The organism is Magnetococcales bacterium (assembly GCA_015231925.1).
Taxonomy (GTDB): Bacteria; Pseudomonadota; Magnetococcia; order Magnetococcales; family JADGAQ01; genus JADGAQ01.
The window spans coordinates 2,988-21,977 of the sequence record JADGAQ010000030.1; the positions used below are offsets into that span (position 1 = coordinate 2,988).

Below are 18,990 nucleotides of genomic sequence, written 5' to 3' on the forward strand. Positions count from 1 at the left end.
TGGCGCAGGATGATGCGGAAGCGGTCAACTGGTACCGCAAGGCTGCCGAACAGGGCAACGTCTACGCTCAAAACAACCTGGGCGAGATGTACCAAAGCGGCCAAGGTGTGCCGCAGGACGACAAAGAGGCGGCAACCTGGTACCGCAAGGCCGCCAGGCAAGGGTATGCCGAGGCACAGAACAACCTGGGCCGGATGTACCGCAGTGGCAACGGCGTGGCGCAGGATGATGCGGAAGCGGTCAACTGGTACCGCAAGGCTGCCGAACAGGGTCTTGGTCCTGCCCAAATCAACCTGGGCTGGATGAACCAAAACGGCAAAGGCGTGCCGAAGGACGACAAAGAGGCCCTCGCCTGGTACCGCAAGGCTGCCGAGCAGGGTCTTGGTCCTGCCCAAATCAACCTGGGCGTGATGTTGCAAAACGGCTCCGGCGTACCGCAGGACGATAAGGAGGCGGCCACCTGGTTCCGCAAGGCCGCCGAGCAGGGGTTTGTTCAAGCTCAAAACAACCTGGGCGCGATGTACCAGGAAGGCAAAGGGGTGCCACAGAATGACAACGAGGCCCTCACCTGGTACCGCAAAGCCGCCGGACAGGGGCATGCCAAAGCCCAAAACAACCTGGGCTGGATGTACCAGGAAGGCAAAGGGGTACCACAGAATGACAACGAGGCCCTCACCTGGTACCGCAAGGCCGCCGAGCAGGGGCTTGCCAGCGCCCAAAACAACTTGGGCATGATGTTGGAAAACGGCAAAGGGGTACCGCAGAATTTCAGTGAGGCGGTCGTCTGGTATCGCAAGGCCGCCGAGCAGGGGCATGCCGCGGCGCAAAGCAACCTGGGCCGGATGTACCAAAAGGGCCAAGGCGTGGCCCAGGATGACAAGGAGGCCCTCGTCTGGTACCGCAAAGCTGCCGAGCAGGGGCATGCCGAGGCACAAACCGAACTGGGGCTGCTATACGGATTCGGCAAAGTCGTGCCGCAAGACGCCGGGGAAGCGGTCATCTGGTTACGCAAGGCTGCGGAGCAAGGGAATGCCAGGGCGCAATTGGTTCTGAGTCAGGTATACCACCACGGCGAGGGTGTGGCGCAAGACGACAAGGAAGCGGTCATCTGGCTCCGCAAAGTGGCGGAACAGGGTAGTGACTTCGCCCAAAACAACCTGGGCTGGATGTACGAAAACGGCAAAGGCGTAAACCGGGACGACAAGGAGGCCTTCGCCTGGTACCGCAAGGCCGCCGATCAGGGGTATGCCGAGGCGCAGAACCACCTGGGACGGATGTTCCTCAGTGGCAAAGGTGTTGCGAAGGATGATGGTGAGGCGCTCGCCTGGTACCGCAAGGCCGCCGAACAAGGCCATGCGGAGGCCCAATACAACCTGGGCTGGATGTGCCAAAGGGGCAAAGGGGTGCCGCAGGATGACAGTGAGGCCCTCGCCTGGTTCCGCAAAGCCGCCGATCAGGGGTATGCCGAGGCGCAGAACCACCTGGGACGGATGTTCCACAGTGGCAAGGGTGTTGCGCAGGATGATGGTGAGGCGGCCTCCTGGTATCGCAAGGCTGCCGAACAAGGCCATGCGGAGGCTCAATACAACCTGGGCTGGATGATCGGCAATGGCAAAGGCGTGGCGCAGGATGATGGTGAGGCGGTCTCCTGGTATCGCAAGGCCGCCGAGCAGGGATATGCCAAGGCACAACACATTCTGGGCTTGATGTATCAACTCGGCAAAGGCCTGCCGCAGAGTGACGGGGAAGCCATAGCCTGGTACCGCAAGGCAGCCGAGCAGGAATTTGCCCCGGCGCAATACAACCTGGGCCTGATGTACGAGTTCGGCAAAGGGGTGACGCAGGACGACAAGGAGGCCGTCGCCTGGAATCGCAAGGCCGCCGAGCAGGGGGAGGCCAAGGCCCAATACGGCCTGGGCAGGGCCTACCAGAGAGGCAAAGGCGTTCCGCGGGATGACAAGGAAGCCGTCACCTGGTACCGCAAGGCCGCCGAGCAGGGGGACACCCGGTCACAGGACAGCCTGGGGCGGATGTACGAAAACGGCCAAGGGGTGTCGAAGGATGACAAGGAGGCCGTCGTCTGGTACCGCAAGGCCGCCGAGCAGGGGTATGCCGAGGCACAGTACAACCTGGGCTGGATGTACCATATGGGCAACGGCGTGGCGAAGGATGACAGGGAGGCCGTCGCCTGGTACCGCAAGGCGGCGGATCAAGGCAATGCCAGGGCGCAAAGCACGCTGGGTCTGATGTACGAAGGCGGCAAAGGCGTGGCCCAGGATGATGCGGAAGCGGTGGTGTGGTACCGCAAAGCGGCGGATCAGGGGGAGGCCAAGGCGCAGTACAGCCTTGGGGTGATGTACGAGATCGGGAGAGGGGTGCCCAAAGATGACAAGGAAGCGGTCAACTGGTTCCGCAAGGCCGCTGATCAGGGGGAGGCCGAAGCGCAGAACGGTCTGGGGGTGATGTACGAAGTTGGCAAAGGGGTGCCGCAGGATGAGGAGATGGCGGTAAAGTGGTACCGCAAGGCGGCGGATCAGGGGGAGGCCGAGGCACAAACCAACCTGGGCCGCATGTATGCCAAAGGCAAGGGTGTTCCACAGGATCTCAAGCTGGCCGTGCAATGGGTGCGCAAGGCGGCCGATCAGGGATACGCCGGGGCGCAACGTGAACTGGGGACGATGTATAAACAGGGTCGGGGTGTGGCTCGGGATCCTTCGGAAGCGATTAAATGGCTGCGCAAGGCAGCGGATCAGGGTGACGAAAAGGCCAAAGCCCTGCTGGAGGCGATGTAGGCGAACAAGACGTTGGCGGCAACAAATCGTATCCGTTCAGAAATACGGGGGTCCGTGGGGGATTATCCCCCCCGAACCCCCGTATGACTGAGCCGACACCGAAAAAAATTCCCCCACCACCTTGCGATCCCCCTCCCCCGCCCCCATATCCAGCTTGTCAAAGGCATCACACTCCATCCGACAAGCAGGAGATCCTCAAATGAACATCATGCACTACGACCCCATGCTCCGCTCCATGCGCACCCTGAACCAGGAACTCTCCCGCCTCTTCGATCCCCTGAGCAACAGCCCCATCGACACCGGAGGCTGGGATGTGCGCGTCGACATCACGGAGGAACAGGATCGTATCACCCTCCAGGCCGATCTGCCGGGCATGGACCAGAAGGAGATCAAGGTCGAACTGGACAACGGCCTGCTGACCCTCTCCGGGGAACGGCACGCCTCCCAGGAGATCAAGGATGAGACCTATCGCCGCGTGGAACGCAGCTTCGGACGCTTCTCCCGCTCCTTCCGCATCCCCAACACCGCGGACGTGGAGAACATCTCGGCCACCTACCGCGACGGCGTTCTGGAAATCGTCCTGCCCAAAAAAGAGGAAGCCAAACCCCGCGCCATCGCCGTCAAAGTCCACTGAACCCTGCACCCATCAACCAAGGGGAGTCATTTCCCCTTGGTTGATGCCATTATCAACAACTCAAATCATATCAAGACGTGCCACAACAAATATGTACCCGAATACACCTCGAATATTGCGATTTTGATCCGATTATGCTAGCGTTGTTCCGTTACGTTGGCAGGAACCGCTCACTTCAAAGTAAAACGAGGGGATTCTCGACATGGTGGACCCCGTTCCGGAAACCAACTATTCCCGCAAAAGCATTGAGCGCCTGGGCACGTCCATCGCCCGGCAGCTGGGCTATATCCCCAACGGCGATATCGATGCCGCCTTGCGGAAGGCCGGAGGAACCATCGACTATGTCCCTCCCTGGGAATTGGTCAGCAGCGACAGCGGCTCGATCATCATCGATGATCTCAAGAAGTTCACCATCAAAATATCCCACAATACCAGCGCCAGCCGGGATCGCTTCACCGTGGCCCATGAACTGGGACACTACGTTTTGCACTATGTGATGCCCTCTCAGGCGGAGAACAAATCGCTCGGACCAAAAGCCTTCAACCGGGATGGCGGGGGACGTGGCGAATCGGAGGCCAACTGGTTCGCGGCGGGGTTTCTCATGCCGGAAGAGGATTTCAGAACCGCGTGGAATCAGGAAAATGGCGATACCTACTATGTGGCCAACCGGTTCGGCGTGTCGATGCGGGCTGCAACCGTGCGCGCCAAATCCCTGGGACTGATCCCGGATGAGTGACCCCGCCCAGGGCGCGTTCTCAAACCATCCCCCCGTCCCCACCTATCTGCAGCCGCGCCTCAGACTGTTTCTCAGCATCGACCTGATCGGTTCGACCGCCATCAAACAACGTGACTTGAAGGGAACCGGCAGCGACCCCGCCTGGACCTGGCGCAATCCGATCCAGTTTTTTTATCAAGAAGTTCAACAGACAATCGCCAAAATTTGGCAACGATTCGAAGTTAAACTAAAAGTCAATCTTCCCGAATACAACCGGCTATTCGACCCCCTGCATTTCTGGAAAGCCTTGGGCGATGAACTGATTTATTGCCAAACGATTACCCACAGCTACCAGGTCTATTACGCTATCAAAGCCTGGATCCAAACGGCTGAAACCTTTCGAGAACAACTGAAGCAGCAGTACAAAGACACGAAGATTCAACTGGATGTCAAAATGTACGCCTGGGTCGCCGGTTTCCCGGTCATCAATTGCGAAGTGGCGCTGCAACGCAACGCCCACACCCAAAACATGGCGCAGGATGAATCGTTACCGGACCCGGAAGCTTCCATGTTGCAAAGGGTCAAAGCCTATTGGGACTCGGAAAACCGGGACGATGTCATCCTCGATTTCATCGGACCTTCCATGGATATCGGCTTCCGTCTGGGAAGTCTGGCTAACCGGCGTCAGATGCCCATATCCCTGGAGTTGGCTTATATCCTGGCCAGTGTAATGACGTATCGGCAATGCTCCCCGGAGGCGCCCGCTCTGCCGGACCTGTCGCTGCATTACATGGGACGAAAGGAGCTGAAAGGGGTAATGGAAGGAAATCTGTATCCGGTATTTTGGTTGGATGCCACGCGAACAAATCTTAACCCCTACCCCCTGGAAAAATGCGAGAACACCATCATCAATTCACAACAGGTTCAACCGCAACACGGTATCGAGCTGATAACCGAATTCGTTAAGGATGTTAATAATCCATTCCTGTTGACGCTGCCCTATATCGTAAGTGACTCTTCCGACCCGGTCCTGACCACAAGCAAGCCCCCGGAACACCATGAACAAATCAAGCGCTGGCTGACGGTCGAACCCAACAAGGGACCGATCACCAAGGAAGCCTCCCTGGAAACGGATCGTTCCACCATCACCACCGGTGTCGAATTGGCCGAGGATTCGGTGAAAATTCCGCTCTGAGTTCGCCCCCTGACCCCTACCCCAAAAACGGATTGCCCCGCCGTTCCGCGCCGATGGTGGTGGAGGGGCCGTGGCCCGGATGGCAGACCACGCTGTCGTCGAGGGTCAGCAGCTGGTGGCGGATGGCGTTGAGCAGGGTCTGGTGGTGGCCGCCGGGCAGGTCGGTGCGACCGATGGAGCCGGCGAAAAGGGTGTCGCCCACCGCCATGTCGTTGCCCCAGCGCAGGCAGACGCCGCCGGGGGTGTGACCCGGCGTGTGGATCACCTGCAGGGCGATGCCGGCCACGTCGAGGGTCTCTCCGGGTTGCAGGGCGCGATCGATGCGCGGCGTCTTGCCGAAGGACAAGCCCCACATGGCCGCCTGACGCGGCGCCGCATCCACCAGGAAACGATCCGCCTCGTGTATCCAGAAGTGGCAGCCGGTCTTCTCCTGCAGAGCGCCCACCGCGCCGATATGGTCGAAATGGCCGTGGGTGTTGACGATATGGGTCAATTTGCGCCCGGCCCGTTCCAGTATCTTGAGCAGTTGCCCGGCATCCCCGCCCGGATCGATCAGCACCGCGTCGTCCCGATCTTCCCGCATCAGAATCTGGGTGTTGACCTGCAAGGGCCCGGTTTCCACAATCTCATGAAGAATCTTCATTCGGCTCACCTTCGGCAGCAATCGATTTGGCCATGGCCGGCGACAACCCCTCCTGCATGACGACCTGATACCCCTTCTGCACCAGTTCGGTCCGCCAGGACTGAAAAGAGAGCAGGGCGTCTTCATAACAACTGAAGGGTTCCGCACGCAACGTACCGGGGGATCCCGCCTTTCCCCATTCCCGCAACACCCTCCAATGACCGAAGAGGTCCCGTTGTATCTGGAGGGAATAGTACCAAATGATATCCTTGGCCGGATTGAGCCGTTGCAGGTAGGCTTTCATGGCAGCAGTCGCAATTTTTAAGTGGGATCAACGTCGCGCCTGATTTAATATGCGGGATCCGGCTCAATTGTCCACGGTTGCCATGCAAAAAGCTGCGGAGGTGGTGTTTTGGACGGCGTTTGGAAGATACCCCGGCCTTTGGTCAACCGTATTCTCGGCCACGCCCAGCGTTGCGCCCCGCGAGAGAGCGTGGCTCTGCTCTGCGGGCGTCCGGGCGAATTGACCGAGTGGCATCCTTTGCCCAACATCAGTGGTCGGGAGGACCGTTATCTGGCCGATCCGCAGGCGCAGATCGCCCTGATGCGGCAGTTCCGTCAGGAGGGCAAGCAGGTGGTGGCCATCTGTCACAGTCACCCGAACAGCCCCGCCGAGCCCTCCCCGACCGATCTGACCGAAGACAATCATCCCGGTCTGTTGCACCTGATCTGCTCGCTGAATACCCAAGGCTGCCTGGATTTGCGCGGTTTTTTATATCAAGACGGCACATTTCATGCTCAGGAACTGGTGCTGCACGACGAGACATGATAAGAAGAACGTCAAATAGGCAAACCATCCAGCCTTGAATGGAGAATCGACTTTGGAGTGGTGGAACCGCCTGACCGTCAAAAAGAAACTCCACTTCGGCTTCACGGCCATTGTCGTCATGGTGGTTCTGTTCGGTCTGATTCAGGCGTTGCGCCTGGGTATTCTCGCCGATGACCGCGACGAGGTGGGACGCAAGACCCTCGATCTGAAGGCCATGCAGGCCATCAGCCGCAAAACGGCGGAGTTGTACCCCACCGTCGCCGGTGCGGTGTTCCAGGGACAAGCCGCCCCGGCTCGGGAAGCGGTGGAAAAACTCCGCCGCAGCGTGGATACCGACAAAGCCGTGATTCAGGCGGCCACGGAACTCAGCGGCGAAAAAGAACAGGCCAACCGTTTTCATCAGGCCTTCGCCGAACAGCTCGATCTGGCCGACAAGGTCTGCTCCCTGCTCGAAAGCGATCCCCGTTCGGCAACCGCCCGCATGGCTCAGGTGGACCGTCGCTTCCAGGAGGCGCGCAGCGCCACCGCCGAGGCTCTGCAAGCCACCATCGAGGCGGCTTTGTCCGTCGAACAGGAGATGGTGACCCACCATGCCGAGGAGTTGCGCACAGGACGGCTGTGGAGCCTGCTGCTGTTGATTCTGGTCTCCGGGGCATCGGTCGGCATCGCCTATTTCATCACCCGCAACGTGGTCGAACTTCTGGGGGACGATCCCGGCAATCTGGCCAATCTGGCGCGCAACTTCATGGAAGGTGACCTCACCGTTTTCGGTCGGGATGGCCGCTCCGCCACCGGTCTGGATCAGGCCCTCAACAAGATGGCCGCCAACATCACCCAGGTGTTGCGTCAGGTCGAAGTCAACAGCGGCACGCTGCAGGATATCTCGCGGGAGCTGTCCCAGGCCGCTTCCGACATGATTCGCAACGCCGAGGGGTTGAACCATCAGGCCGCCGTGGTGGTGACCTCCACCGCACGGGTGACCGGCAGCATGGAGACCATTTCCAAGGCCACGGAAGAGGCCAATCGCAGCATGAACGTCATCTCCAACACGGCCCGTGAGGCCAGTGTGAGCATGAACGTCATTTCGGAGGTTTCCGAGGAGGCCACGGGCAATCTGCAGTCGGTTTTCAGCGCCACGGAGCAGGCCAGCGAGATCATGGGGGATGTGCAGGCCTTCGCTGCCGGGGCCAGCGAGAACATCGCCACGGTGGCCAATGCCGTGGAACGCATGACCTCTTCCCTGGAGAAGGTGCGTCGTCAGTGTCAGGCCGCCAGTGACGAGTCGGGGCGGGCCAATCGTCATGCCCAGAGCAATCAGGAACTCATGGAACGGCTGGCCGCTTCCGCCAAAGAGATCGGCAAGGTTCTGGAGCTGATCAACGACATTTCGGAGCAGACCAACATGTTGGCGCTCAACGCCTCCATCGAGGCGGCGGGTGCCGGCGAAGCCGGCAAGGGCTTCGCGGTGGTGGCTGACGAGGTCAAGGAGTTGGCCCGGCAGACCGGTCAGGCCACGCAGATGATTTCGGAGCGCATCGACGAGATTCAGACCTCCACCGGCGAGGTTGCCGAGGGCACCCGTTCCGTGACCCGGACCATCGAGCGCATCACCCAGGCCAATGCGGAGATTCTTCTGGCGGTGGACCATCAATCGGCCACGGTCGGGCAGATCGGTCAATCGATCGGCGACGTGGCGCGGGAGACACGGGATGTCACGGGCAAGGTGACCGATTCCACGGCGCGAATCAATGAGATCACCCAACGCATGGGGGAGATTTCGCGAGCCATCGGGGAGGTCAACAGCAATGTTTCCCAGGCTTCCGAGAACATCACCTCCATGTCGGGCAGTGTGGAGGAGGCGTTTGCCGGCAATGTGGCCATTGCCCACAACATGACCGAGGCGACCCATGGCGCGGCGGCGTTGCAGGATTCGATGGGGGAGGTCAAACGCTCTTCCGAGGTGATGGCCCGCATTTCCAATCAGCTCAATCAGCATGCGCAGGACATCGCCAATGTCACGGAGGAGCTGAACTACGTCTTGGGCTTGTTCCGCATGGAGAATCCCGATCACGAAGACCCGCCTCACGTCAAACGATAGGTCACGATAAATACGGGACGGGGAGGCTTCAGCCGTATCATCCGTTCATTCATACGGGGGTCCGGGGGGGATTATCCCCCCCGGCGGGGTTCGGGGCAGCGCCCCGAGGTGTTGACGTGGACGTCGCGGTCCGCAGCCTCAAGGATAGCGTAGCAAGCCACCACCTGCACGATCCGGACAACCCGCTGCGGACCGCGGGGGGGCAAGGGGGGGCCTCATCCCCCCATCCTTGAACGCGCCGAACTGTCAAACGCCAGGTTGAAACAACGCTCGCTTTGCCTACCGGGTGCGGAGTACTTTGCCCTGCTCCCGAAGGGTGCGAGGTGAGAACGGCGATGGAGCGAACGTATCGGTCAGGTCACCCGGTTCCTTTCGGGCGGTGCGTCCGCTAAAAAAGATGGGGGGATGAGGCCCCCCCTTGCCCCCCCGCGGTCCGCAGCGGGACGTCCGGATCGTGCGGGTGATAAATTTAGTGCCCTAATCTTGATGCTGCGGACCGCTACGGCCACGTCAACACCTTGGGGCTCCGCCCCAAACCCCGCCGTGGGGGATAATCCCCCCCGGACCCCCGTATGAATGGAAACACGAGGCTTTCCCAGGTACCTGCTCTTTTCCCGGCCTTATTTTTTTTGTTGACGACCTCCCCCTGATCGGCAAGGATACCCCCCTTCCGGACTCCTTCCGTTCCGGGCTGCAACGAGGCCCTGCCGGTATGAACGCCCTGCTCTCCCTGCTCCGCCTGACCGGCCTGCTCCTGCTCGGTATCCTTCTCGTTGCCGTCAGCCATCTCCTGACCCGACAATGGCTGCTCTCGGAACTCCGGGAGGAGACCCATCTCCAGGCCCTGCAATTCAAACATCAGGCGGAAACCACCCTGGCCTCCCTGACCCTGCCGGTACGCATCCTCGCCCGGCAAAACACGGTGCGCTCCTTCGCCGCCCGTGCGAACCCGCCGGAAGAACTCAATCGCTATCTGTCGGACTACGCCCACCTGATCAAAGCCGACGTGGTCTACCTGATGGACGCCGAAGGCACCACCGTGGCCTCCAGCAACGCCGACGAACCCGGCTCATTCGTGGGCAAGAACTACGGTTTTCGCCCCTATTTTCAGAATGCGTTGCAAAGACGACCCGGCCTCTACGTGGCCCAGGGCGTCACCTCCAACGTGGTGGGGCTCTATCTGGGCCAACCCGTGGAAAACGACCAACGGGAAGTGGTGGGCGTGGTGGCCGTCAAATACCCCGCCGAAATCCTGTTGCCCCCAACCCAGCTGGATGCCCCCCAACGTGCCATTCGCATGCTGGTGGAAGAAAACGGCATCACCTTTGCGGCCAACCACCCGGCCCTGCACCTCTCCCCCACCCGCTCCCTGAACGAAAGCGAACGGCAGGCCATCGAAAAAGCCCGCAAATTCCCCTTGAAGGCCACAACGGAGAGCGGAGCGCCCTTGAGCCGGGATGCGGAAGGCTGGTTGCGTTGGGAAGAACCCCTCCCTCCGGACCAGGTGTCCACCCTGCCCCATCAGGGTCTTCTGGGAGCCAAACGTCGCCATTTCGGGGAACTGATAGCCCTGGACAACGCCCCGGAACTGCAGGTGGGTCTGCTGCGCCCCTATTTCACCGATCAGGCCGAATATATCGAACACTTTCTGGAAAACGGCCTGTTGATGGTGCTGCTTTACATCCTTGTCCTGGTCAAGTTGAGAGCCGTCCTGGAAAAGCGGCGTCATCTGGAACAGATCGGCCTGCTGATGCGGCATGTCCCGGTGGCCACGGCCCTGTTCGATCAGGGCCTGCGCTATCTCCAGGCCTCGCACCGCTGGCTGGACGACCACAACCTCGATGCCAACCAGGCTCGCGGTCAAAGCCATTTCGAGCTGGTGCGCAACCTCCCGGAACGCTGGCAGGAGATCTTCCAACGCGCCTTGCAAGGCAAATGGGAACGTCAGGAGGCCGAACCCTTCGTCACCGAGTCGGGCGAAACGGAATACATCACCTGGGAGGCCTTTCCCTGGCGGCAAAACCGGGGGGAGATCGGCGGCGTGCTGCTTTTCAAGGAGAACGTCACCCAGCGGGTGCGCATGGAAGAAGAGGTGCGCCGTCAGCGGGACCGCATGGCCTACGAACGGGAGTTCATCGAAGAGGTCATCACCCGCATGCGCACCTCACCCCATTTCGACGCGCGGGGCCTGCGTTATCTGCTGGCGCCGGTGGAAAAGACCGCCGGCGACCTGCTGCTTTCGGCCCGCCGGGAAGACGGTCGCTGGCACGTCATGCTGGGCGATTTCACCGGCCACGGACTGACCGCCGCCTTGGGCGGCCCGCTGGTCTCGGACATCTTCTACGCCATGACCGCCAAAGGGCTGCCCATGGCCACCCTTCTGACGGAGATCAACGAGCAATTGAACCGCAAAATGCCCACGGGGATGTTCATGGCGGGCATTTTTCTGGAGATGGACGAGACCACGGGCCACCTGGCCCTGTGGAACTGCAGCATGCCGGAGGTGCTGCTGTTTCGCGGCAGCACGGTGCATGAACGCCTTCCGTCGCGTTACCTGCCGTGCGGGGTGTTGAAGGAGGAGAGCTACGAGGCCGACGTGGTTCTGCTGCATCCGGGCGACAAGGTTCTGCTCTATTCCGACGGCGTGGCCGACCTGATGGACCCGGAGGGCGAACGCCTGGGCCAGGACGCCCTGGAACAGGTGATGGGACAAGTACTGCGCAACGGGGAGGAACTGGAGAAACTGCGCCTCTTCCTGGAAGCCTTCCGCGCCAGCAAGGAACAGACCGACGACATCAGCGTGGTGGAGGTGACGCTCAAGGCATAACCCCACCGAAGGCGGAGCATCAAATACCCATCAAATAAATCCGGCAGGGGAGCAATTCATTCAACTATTTGTTTTACAAGATCATTGGAGCGTATTCCGCCGTATTTGATCCTGTTTTCGCCCTGTTTTGCGTGACGTGATCAAATAAATTCGACCTCCGGAAATGGTAATAATAATTCAGGCCCACCAAGGCAGATACCGGGAATTTTTCTTGGCCTGCTCCGGGTTCAGTGGTTTGATTTTTTCGGCCTCTATGGCGTCTCGGATTATCCGGGAAGCGGTTGCACTGTTATGGGCGGCGATGCCAAAACGCTCTCGCAAACTGCCGTTCGTCATAGGATTATTTTGAGTATACCGCAGGCAGGCGTGAAGGTAACAGGCATGAACCCGTTCGCGGGAATCCATATCGCTAAAGGGTTTATGGGCAAACAGAGTGGCTCGGGGGGATCCTTCCGGGGTTTCGAAACGGGGAGCGGGCAACTGATACCGTTCCATTTCGGAGACGACCTTGTCCACCCCGCTGCCACGCTCTTCGCAAACCCCGATGCGACGCATGAAAGCAGCCAAGGCTTCATTACGGGATCGCGGCGGGCTGTCCAGAAAACGGTCCGTACTCACCAGGGGGTATCCGGGATTGGTGATTTCCATACGATCCGAAAAGATCTCGACCATCGGTCCCGAACCCGTCACCGAGAAATCCTGGTGAATCAGAGCGTTGGCGACCAACTCCCGAATGGCGAGATCCGGATACATCGGCACGTCCTGACGCAAGGCTTTGCCGATCACCTCATTTCGAGGCAACAGGGTTCTGACAAATTCGAGCAGCCCTTCAAAACCCGAGGCATAGACTTTTTGCCCCTCCTGCTCACGCACGGTTTGAATGCGTCCCGACCCCTCGTAGACCACAACGCGCAGGGCTTTTCGGGCCAGTCGGCCAAAATCCTTCAATTTCTTGGCAAACAGAATGGCGCCGAGGTTGGTCACATCCAATCCTCCCGCAGCATTGGCAATCGTCATATTTTCGGCATTCAACCGATGCAGAATCCGTTGGGTGTCGGAAGGCAAAGGCTGCTGGAGCATTTCGAAAAAAGCGGGAAAATCCAAAAGGCTCAAAACATCTGATTCAGCCAGGTTTTCGAGGGCAATACCCGTTTCGAAAGGCTTTCGATCGAACAAGCGCCAAAGATCGCGCTCGTATTCAGGATACCCTTTCAGCGGTTTCTTGGAAGATCCGATGCGAATAAATTCATCCCCAGCAAACTGTGTAGGTTGATTCTTGGCAGACGGAACTTCCAGCAGGACAACCTCTTTTCCGCCCATTTGGAAGCGATGAAAGGTGAAAACCAACCGGGGGTTGAGCATGCGTGCCAGCCAAACACGCAATTCCTCGTTGCCGTTTCGAGCTTCTTCGGGAATAAAGGTCGTGCCGATGACCTCATGGGTGGCATCATCAACCCCCCAAACAAGATATCCATACGGTTTTTCTGACAAGGCGGCCGCATTGGACAATGCAGAGAGGTATTCACCAATCTCTTTCGGATTGGCATTGTTCACCTTGAACTCGACCCATGACGTTTCCCGCTGGTTACTTATCAGTGAATTGACCAACGAGGCGAGCGTTTCATTCGCTTGTGGTGCGGTCCGACCGGTTTTCATGGGGCTGATAGGGCCCTCCCCCGCAACGCTTCCCAAGTATCCTTCAGCCCGACGGACATGGGGGTTTGGCAGGTAAGGCCCAGGGTGGTCCGCCCCAGGGTGGGGTCGCCGATGGAGGCGCGAATGTCGCCGGGACGGGGGGCGACGTTTACGGTGCGGGGGGTCAGGCCGCTGACCTCCCCCAGGGTGGCGATCAGTTCCAACAGGGAGACGCCGTGTCCGGAGCAGACGTTGTAGACTTCCGCCTCGCGGGGAGCCCGTTTCATGCCCGCCAGGAGGAAGCGCACCACATCGCCGACGTAGACGTAATCCCGCACCTGTTGGCCGTCGCCGTGGATCATCAGGACCTGATCGTTCAGCAGCCGGTCGATGAAGATGGAGATGACGCCGGAGTAAGGCGAACGCGGATCCTGCCGGGGACCGTAGACGTTGAAGAAGCGGAAGCCGACGGTGGGCACGCCGTGAACATGGCTGGCGGCCCGGGCGTGCAGTTCGCAGCCGAACTTGTCGGCCCCGTAAGCGGTCAGCGGGCGCGGCAGAGTGGTTTCGGAGAGGGGCAGCGGCCCGGCGTTGCCGTAGAGCGAGGCGGAGGAGGCGTAGACCACCGGCAGGCCGCCGCAGCGTTTGGCCGCCTCGAAAACGCGAATGGCCCCGCCCAGATTGACGCGATGGGTTTCGAACCAGGCTTCGTTGGAGCGGGCCACGGAGCTGATGGCCGCCAGATGAAAACAGCCCTCCACCTCCTCCATGGCGCGCGCCACATCGGCCTCCTCGGCCACGTCGCCGCGCCGGAAATCCACCCCCGGCGGGAGGTTTTCCAGCTTGCCGGTGGAGAGATCGTCCAACACCCGCACCCGATGCCCCGCCGCCAGCAGCGCCTCGACCAGATGAGAACCGATGAATCCGCAACCGCCGGTAACCAGATAGTGGGGCATGGGTCAGACTCCTCCCTGTGCGGCGCGCTGCCCGGCAACCTGGAACAGGGCCTGGCAGAAGGGCGGCAGTTCACCCTGGTTCGGATCAATGACTTTTTGGGCGAAACGCCGGGCTTCCAATGGGGTTTTCATGAGCGGTTTTCCGGGACGGGAGCCTCTTTTGGGGACCAACCCCGCCGTTTCGAAAGCCACCCGCCGGTCCGTTTGCAAATCGGTATGATTCAGATTGAGGCGCCTGATGGTCTTATCGGCCACGTCGTCGGTGCCCGCTACCTGCCCATCTCGGTGATACTGCAGACGGCTTTCGCAGGAGGGGTTCAGGGGGGAGAGAAAGTTGGCCTCGCCTGAGAGAAACACTCGTTCATCTTTTTTATAATGAGCGCCATAATGGCTCGATTCGTCACACGCCACCATATTGTTCCAATCCAACGCCCGTTCAGGATCCTGCGATTGCGGCACGATATGTTCGATGTGACTGTTATCGGAACCGATGCGCCGCATGGTATAGGCGCACAGGCGGTGCTGTTCGGCAAGCAACTTCTCTCGAAGCAGACGCCGATCCGGCAGGAAGTCGAATACCAGTCCCTCTTGCCGCCATTGCACCAACTGGCCCGGTGGTGGGCCTTTTTGGATATGACGCATCACCCCTCCTCCCGGCCATCGCTGTTCTGATAGTCGAAAAGCGCCACCTCCGCCGCCACCAGATCGGGGATATCCCCTATTCGGTTACGGAGATCCGTGATGGCTTTTTTGGCCGACTCGAACTCACCTGCCTCGATCCAATCGAAAATCGCATCCAGGTCCCGTTTGACTTCGGCATTACGCTCCGTTCCACCCATGACGTGGTTCAATATGGCGTTGGCGTCCATGCCGAAGGTGCGACGGGAAGCCGGCTCCTCCAAAAAGACGATCTCCTCGGGCTTCACCTCGCCGATCAACACGGGGGAGTGGGTGGTGCAGAAGAATTGCAGTTTGGGGAAAACCCGCTTCAGATCGTGAACGATGTTTCGTTGCCATTTGGGGTGGAGATGCAGATCCAGTTCGTCGATCAGCACCACTCCGGGGGTCTCCTGCAAGGGATTTTCAAGGTGGGGATTCAAGGAGACCGCCCGCTGGGCCAGGTCGCCGACCAGTGCCATCATGTCCCGCTGCCCCCGACTCAGCAGGGAGAAAGGCAGAGTTTTGCCCTGGATGGTCGCGACAATCTCTTTGCGCACCCGGTCGAAATCGATCTTTTCCGCTCCCGGCAGGAACTGCCGAATGGCCTCCCGAACTACCGGCAGGTCGAAAGGTACTTTATCCTCTCCCCAGGCAATCCAGTATTTATTGGCAAACCAAGTGGTCAACCTCTCCCCGGAGAGGGAGGAACCCTGGGCCTCCCGATATCCGTCGAAGCGGGAAGGCAGCCCCCCCAGATCGGTCGAAGCGATTATAACCGGAGTCGTGGAAGAGGCGCGGTATTCGTCGTAACTGGCCACCAGGGGCAGAATTTCGTCTTGCCAAGCCCGCACCCGAGTGAAGATTCCCAAAGCCAGTTTCCGAATGTTGTCCGTTTCGGGCGAAACGCTCAAACGATAAAGCGGAGCGGAATGTTCATCCTGGCTCAGTTCAATATGTGAGTTTGCAGACAGTTCTCCTATTGTGGCATTAACCGTCAAGAAGGCAGGATGACAGAATTCGAGCTGGAAAACTGCCCCAGGTGATTCAATTTGCCTAACTTTTTCGAGATCAAATGTTCGCAGCTTCTGCCCCTTTTCCCACTGATCTAGCGTTCGATCTAGCGATCCGTAAACATCGGCACGCAACCACTCCGATAACACAACCTCCATCGCCTGGAAAAAAGAGGTCTTCCCCGTACCATTATCCCCGATCACCAGATTGAACTGCGGATCAAACGGCCCGAAGCGCCTGTCCTCGAAACACTTGAAATTCTTCAGGTGCAACTCGTCAATCCGCATCAGCCATCCCCCAGCAAAAAATCCCCGCGCATCCCCCCGCTTTGGAATTATACTGTGCCCGCCCAGTCCAAGAAACAGGGAAAGTGGCCCCCCTCCAAAGACGTCTCACCTTGTCTTGCAAGCCTTCCCGCTAGCGCGGGTTGTTTTAAAGTCAACGGAAAAACCTTGAGGGGGCAGCAGAGCTCCCCCTCAAACTCCCCCAACCCTTTTTACAAGTAAAACAACATGGTTACCGTACCTGTCACCGGCATGCGCTGCGCCTCCTGTTCCGGACGCCTGGAACGCACCCTCTCCGCCCTCGACGGCTTCTCCGCCGTCTCGGTCAACCTGGCCACCGCCTCGGCCTCCTTCGACGGACCCCTGCCCGCCGCCATCGCCGCCATCCAGGGGCAGGGCTTCCAGGTGCCCATCCAGGAAATCACCCTCGGCATCGGCGGCCTCTCCTGCGCCGCATGCGCCCTGAAAGCCGAAACCGAACTCGCTACCGTGCCCGGCGTCCTCCACGCCAGCGTCAACCTCGCCTCCGGCGAAGCCTTCCTGCGCACCCTCGCCGGACAAGCCCCCTTCCCCGCCCTGCGAGACGCCGTGGCCCGCGCCGGTTACCACCTCCATACCCCAACCAACCCCACCGACACCACCGACCTCGTCGAGGAAGAACGCACCCGCGACTACCGCGACCTGCGCCTGCGCCTGCTCGTCGGACTGCCCCTCGCCGCCGCCATCATGGGCCTGATGCACCTCCACATGCTGGGTCACGACCTCCTGAGCCCCAGCCGAAACCACCTGCTGCAAGCCCTGCTGGCCACACCGATCCAGTTCTGGGTCGGCAGCTACTTCCACAAAAGCGCCTGGCAAGCCCTGCGCCACGGCTTCGCCAACATGCACTCCCTGGTCAGCCTGGGCACCTTCTCCGCCTTCGGCTACTCCCTCGTGGCCCTGATCTTTCCACACCTCTTCACCAACCCCGAGGTCTATTTCGACTCCTCCGCCTTCATCATCGTGCTGGTGCTGGTGGGCCGTTTCCTGGAAGCGCGCGCCAAAGGCCGCACCTCCCAGGCCATTCGCGCCCTGATGGCCCTGACCCCGCCCACCGCCCGACTGATCAAACCCGAAGGCGAAATCGAAGTGCCCGCCGCCTCGGTCCAGGTCGGCGAACATCTGATGGTGCGCCCCGGCGAACGGGTGCCCGTCGACGGCGAAATCCTCGACGGACACGGCGAACTCGATGAATCCCTGCTCACCGGCGAATCCCTGCCCGTCGAACGCCAGGCCGGAGCCCAAGTCATCGGCGGCAGCATCAATCGCAGCGGCGCGTTCGTCATGCGGGCCACCCGCGTCGGTCGCGACACCACCGTGGCCCATCTGGTGCGCCTGGTGCGCCAGGCCCAGGGGGCCAAACCCCCCATCGCCCGCCTGGCGGACCGCATCGCCGGGATTTTCGTGCCCGCCATCCTGATACTGGCCGGGTTGACCCTGCTGGCCTGGTGGATCTTCGGACCGCAACCCGCCTTCACCAACGGATTGCTGCACGCCATCGCCGTGCTGGTCATCGCCTGCCCCTGCGCCCTGGGACTGGCCACCCCCACCTCGGTCATGGTGGGCATCGGACGCGGCGCGCGCCACGGCATCCTGGTGCGCGGCGGCGAGGCGCTGGAGACATTGCACACGGTTTCCTGCGTTGTTTTCGACAAGACCGGCACCCTGACCACCGGCAAGGCGCAACTGGTCCACTGGAGCGGCACGGCGCAACAGTTGTCGCAGGTGGCGTCCGCCGAAAGCCGTTCGGAACATCTGTTGGCGCGTGCGGTGGTGGCGGGGGCGCGGGAGCGGGGTTTGACCCTGATCGAAGCCACCGCCTTCGAGGCCCTGCCGGGGCGGGGTGTGGTGGCCATGGTGAATGGTGAAACCGTGGTGGTGGGCACGCGGCTGTTGCTCACGGAACGGGGTTTGCCCATCGGTGAGCATTGGGAAAAGGCGTTGCAGGAGCAGGAGGCCCTGGGTCGCACGGCGATGCTGGCGGCGGCGGGGGATGCCATTCTGGGGGTGTTGGCGGTGGCGGACACCTTGAAGGAAGGGGCGCGACAGGCGGTCTCCGCATTGAGGGAGCGTGGCATCGAGGTGATGTTGCTGACGGGGGACAATGAGCGCACGGCGCGGGCTTTGGCGAAGCAAGCGGGCATCGAACGGGTGGTGGCGGAAGTGATGCCGGAGCGCAAGGCGGAGGAGGTGGCCCGTTTGCAGGCGGAGGGTCGGGTGGTGGCCATGGTGGGGGATGGCATCAACGATGCGCCGGCGTTGGCGCGAGCCGATGTGGGGGTGGCCTTGGGCACGGGTGCGGAGGTGGCCATGGAGGCGGCGGACATCACGTTGATGGGTGGGGATCCGCGCGGGGTGGTGACGGCCATCGACCTGTCCAAGGCCACGATGCGCAACATCCGGCAGAATTTGTTCTGGGCCTTTGCCTACAATGTGGTTTTGGTGCCCTTGGCGGCGGGGGTTTTGTCGCCGACGGTGGAGGTGACGCCGGTGATGGCGGCGGCGGCGATGGGTCTGTCGAGCGTGACGGTGGTGTCGAACGCGCTACGCCTGAAGATCAAGCCGGCCTAAAATATCTTTTAAGTTGTAAACAGGGTTGGGGGAGCCTGAGGGGGAGCTCCGCTGCCCCCTCAGCGGGGTCCGGGGCAGCGCCCCGAGATGTTGACGTGGCCTTTGGCGGGTCGAAGCCAAAA

The 18,990-nt window shown here is 60.6% G+C and carries 13 protein-coding genes and 1 pseudogene (1 of these 14 cut by a window edge); 8 read left to right on the forward strand and 6 right to left on the reverse strand.

The genetic code is table 11. The features are described from left to right. The 4 genes and pseudogenes from HQL56_05460 to HQL56_05475 form a co-directional block, all read left to right on the forward strand. Positions 1-2,792 (forward strand): annotated as a pseudogene (locus tag HQL56_05460) (SEL1-like repeat protein); it begins 2,698 nt to the left of the window's first position. A 199-nt stretch (positions 2,793-2,991) separates the two neighbouring features. Beyond that, positions 2,992-3,426 carry an Hsp20/alpha crystallin family protein gene (locus tag HQL56_05465; protein MBF0308956.1) on the forward strand — a complete coding sequence of 145 codons (435 nt, stop codon included), beginning with the start codon at positions 2,992-2,994 and terminating at the stop codon, positions 3,424-3,426. Between the two features lie 202 nt (positions 3,427-3,628). Beyond that, positions 3,629-4,162: an ImmA/IrrE family metallo-endopeptidase gene (locus HQL56_05470; GenBank protein MBF0308957.1), complete on the forward strand. Its 534-nt coding sequence runs from the start codon at positions 3,629-3,631 to the stop codon at positions 4,160-4,162. After that, positions 4,155-5,336 carry a hypothetical protein gene (locus tag HQL56_05475; GenBank protein ID MBF0308958.1) on the forward strand — a complete coding sequence of 394 codons (1,182 nt, stop codon included), beginning with the start codon at positions 4,155-4,157 and terminating at the stop codon, positions 5,334-5,336. Before HQL56_05470 ends, HQL56_05475 begins: the two co-directional genes overlap by 8 nt. A gap of 16 nt (positions 5,337-5,352) precedes the next feature. Here the strand turns inward: HQL56_05475 and HQL56_05480 are convergent, their stop codons facing one another. Both HQL56_05480 and HQL56_05485 read right to left on the reverse strand, forming a co-directional pair. Beyond that, on the reverse strand, positions 5,353-5,979 hold the full coding sequence (locus HQL56_05480; protein MBF0308959.1) for an MBL fold metallo-hydrolase: 627 nt from the start codon (positions 5,977-5,979) through the stop codon (positions 5,353-5,355). Continuing rightward, the gene (locus HQL56_05485; protein ID MBF0308960.1) at positions 5,963-6,262 is read right to left on the reverse strand and encodes a WGR domain-containing protein; all 300 of its coding nucleotides are present in this window, start codon (positions 6,260-6,262) and stop codon (positions 5,963-5,965) included. Before HQL56_05485 ends, HQL56_05480 begins: the two co-directional genes overlap by 17 nt. Before the next feature lie 108 nt (positions 6,263-6,370). Here HQL56_05485 and HQL56_05490 point away from each other — a divergent pair, with 108 nt between their 5' ends. The 3 genes from HQL56_05490 (at position 6,371) to HQL56_05500 (ending at position 11,712) form a co-directional block, all read left to right on the forward strand. Next, entirely contained in the window at positions 6,371-6,787 is a 417-nt protein-coding gene (locus HQL56_05490; GenBank protein MBF0308961.1) for a M67 family metallopeptidase, read from the forward strand. Positions 6,788-6,839: 52 nt separating this feature from the next. After that, a complete protein-coding gene (locus tag HQL56_05495) occupies positions 6,840-8,885 on the forward strand; it encodes a hypothetical protein (GenBank protein MBF0308962.1) in 2,046 nt (681 codons plus the stop codon). Positions 8,886-9,597: 712 nt separating this feature from the next. Then, complete coding sequence (locus HQL56_05500) at positions 9,598-11,712, forward strand: SpoIIE family protein phosphatase (protein ID MBF0308963.1); 2,115 nt, start codon at positions 9,598-9,600, stop codon at positions 11,710-11,712. A gap of 177 nt (positions 11,713-11,889) precedes the next feature. Here the strand turns inward: HQL56_05500 and HQL56_05505 are convergent, their stop codons facing one another. From HQL56_05505 to HQL56_05520, 4 genes are read right to left on the reverse strand one after another with little or no spacing between them, the layout of a single operon-like run. After that, a complete protein-coding gene (locus HQL56_05505; protein MBF0308964.1) occupies positions 11,890-13,368 on the reverse strand; it encodes a putative DNA binding domain-containing protein in 1,479 nt (492 codons plus the stop codon). Beyond that, complete coding sequence (locus tag HQL56_05510; GenBank protein ID MBF0308965.1) at positions 13,365-14,303, reverse strand: NAD-dependent epimerase/dehydratase family protein; 939 nt, start codon at positions 14,301-14,303, stop codon at positions 13,365-13,367. Before HQL56_05510 ends, HQL56_05505 begins: the two co-directional genes overlap by 4 nt. Positions 14,304-14,306: 3 nt before the next feature. Next, the gene (locus HQL56_05515) at positions 14,307-14,945 is read right to left on the reverse strand and encodes a TIGR02646 family protein (protein MBF0308966.1); all 639 of its coding nucleotides are present in this window, start codon (positions 14,943-14,945) and stop codon (positions 14,307-14,309) included. Then, the gene (locus tag HQL56_05520) at positions 14,945-16,261 is read right to left on the reverse strand and encodes an AAA family ATPase (GenBank protein ID MBF0308967.1); all 1,317 of its coding nucleotides are present in this window, start codon (positions 16,259-16,261) and stop codon (positions 14,945-14,947) included. Before HQL56_05520 ends, HQL56_05515 begins: the two co-directional genes overlap by 1 nt. Positions 16,262-16,486: 225 nt before the next feature. On the opposite strand from HQL56_05520, the gene HQL56_05525 reads away from it, so the two are divergent. Next, positions 16,487-18,868, forward strand: a complete 2,382-nt coding sequence (locus HQL56_05525) for a copper-translocating P-type ATPase (protein ID MBF0308968.1) — start codon at positions 16,487-16,489, stop codon at positions 18,866-18,868. Positions 18,869-18,990: the final 122 nt, after the last annotated feature.

Coding starts and splice junctions, on each gene's coding strand:
- HQL56_05465 (MBF0308956.1), top strand. CDS start 2,992: ATGAACATCATGCACTACGACCCCATGCTCCGCTCCATGCGCACCCTG.
- HQL56_05470 (MBF0308957.1), top strand. CDS start 3,629: ATGGTGGACCCCGTTCCGGAAACCAACTATTCCCGCAAAAGCATTGAG.
- HQL56_05475 (MBF0308958.1), top strand. CDS start 4,155: ATGAGTGACCCCGCCCAGGGCGCGTTCTCAAACCATCCCCCCGTCCCC.
- HQL56_05480 (MBF0308959.1), bottom strand. CDS start 5,979: ATGAAGATTCTTCATGAGATTGTGGAAACCGGGCCCTTGCAGGTCAAC.
- HQL56_05485 (MBF0308960.1), bottom strand. CDS start 6,262: ATGAAAGCCTACCTGCAACGGCTCAATCCGGCCAAGGATATCATTTGG.
- HQL56_05500 (MBF0308963.1), top strand. CDS start 9,598: ATGAACGCCCTGCTCTCCCTGCTCCGCCTGACCGGCCTGCTCCTGCTC.
- HQL56_05505 (MBF0308964.1), bottom strand. CDS start 13,368: ATGAAAACCGGTCGGACCGCACCACAAGCGAATGAAACGCTCGCCTCG.
- HQL56_05510 (MBF0308965.1), bottom strand. CDS start 14,303: ATGCCCCACTATCTGGTTACCGGCGGTTGCGGATTCATCGGTTCTCAT.
- HQL56_05515 (MBF0308966.1), bottom strand. CDS start 14,945: ATGCGTCATATCCAAAAAGGCCCACCACCGGGCCAGTTGGTGCAATGG.
- HQL56_05520 (MBF0308967.1), bottom strand. CDS start 16,261: ATGCGGATTGACGAGTTGCACCTGAAGAATTTCAAGTGTTTCGAGGAC.
- HQL56_05525 (MBF0308968.1), top strand. CDS start 16,487: ATGGTTACCGTACCTGTCACCGGCATGCGCTGCGCCTCCTGTTCCGGA.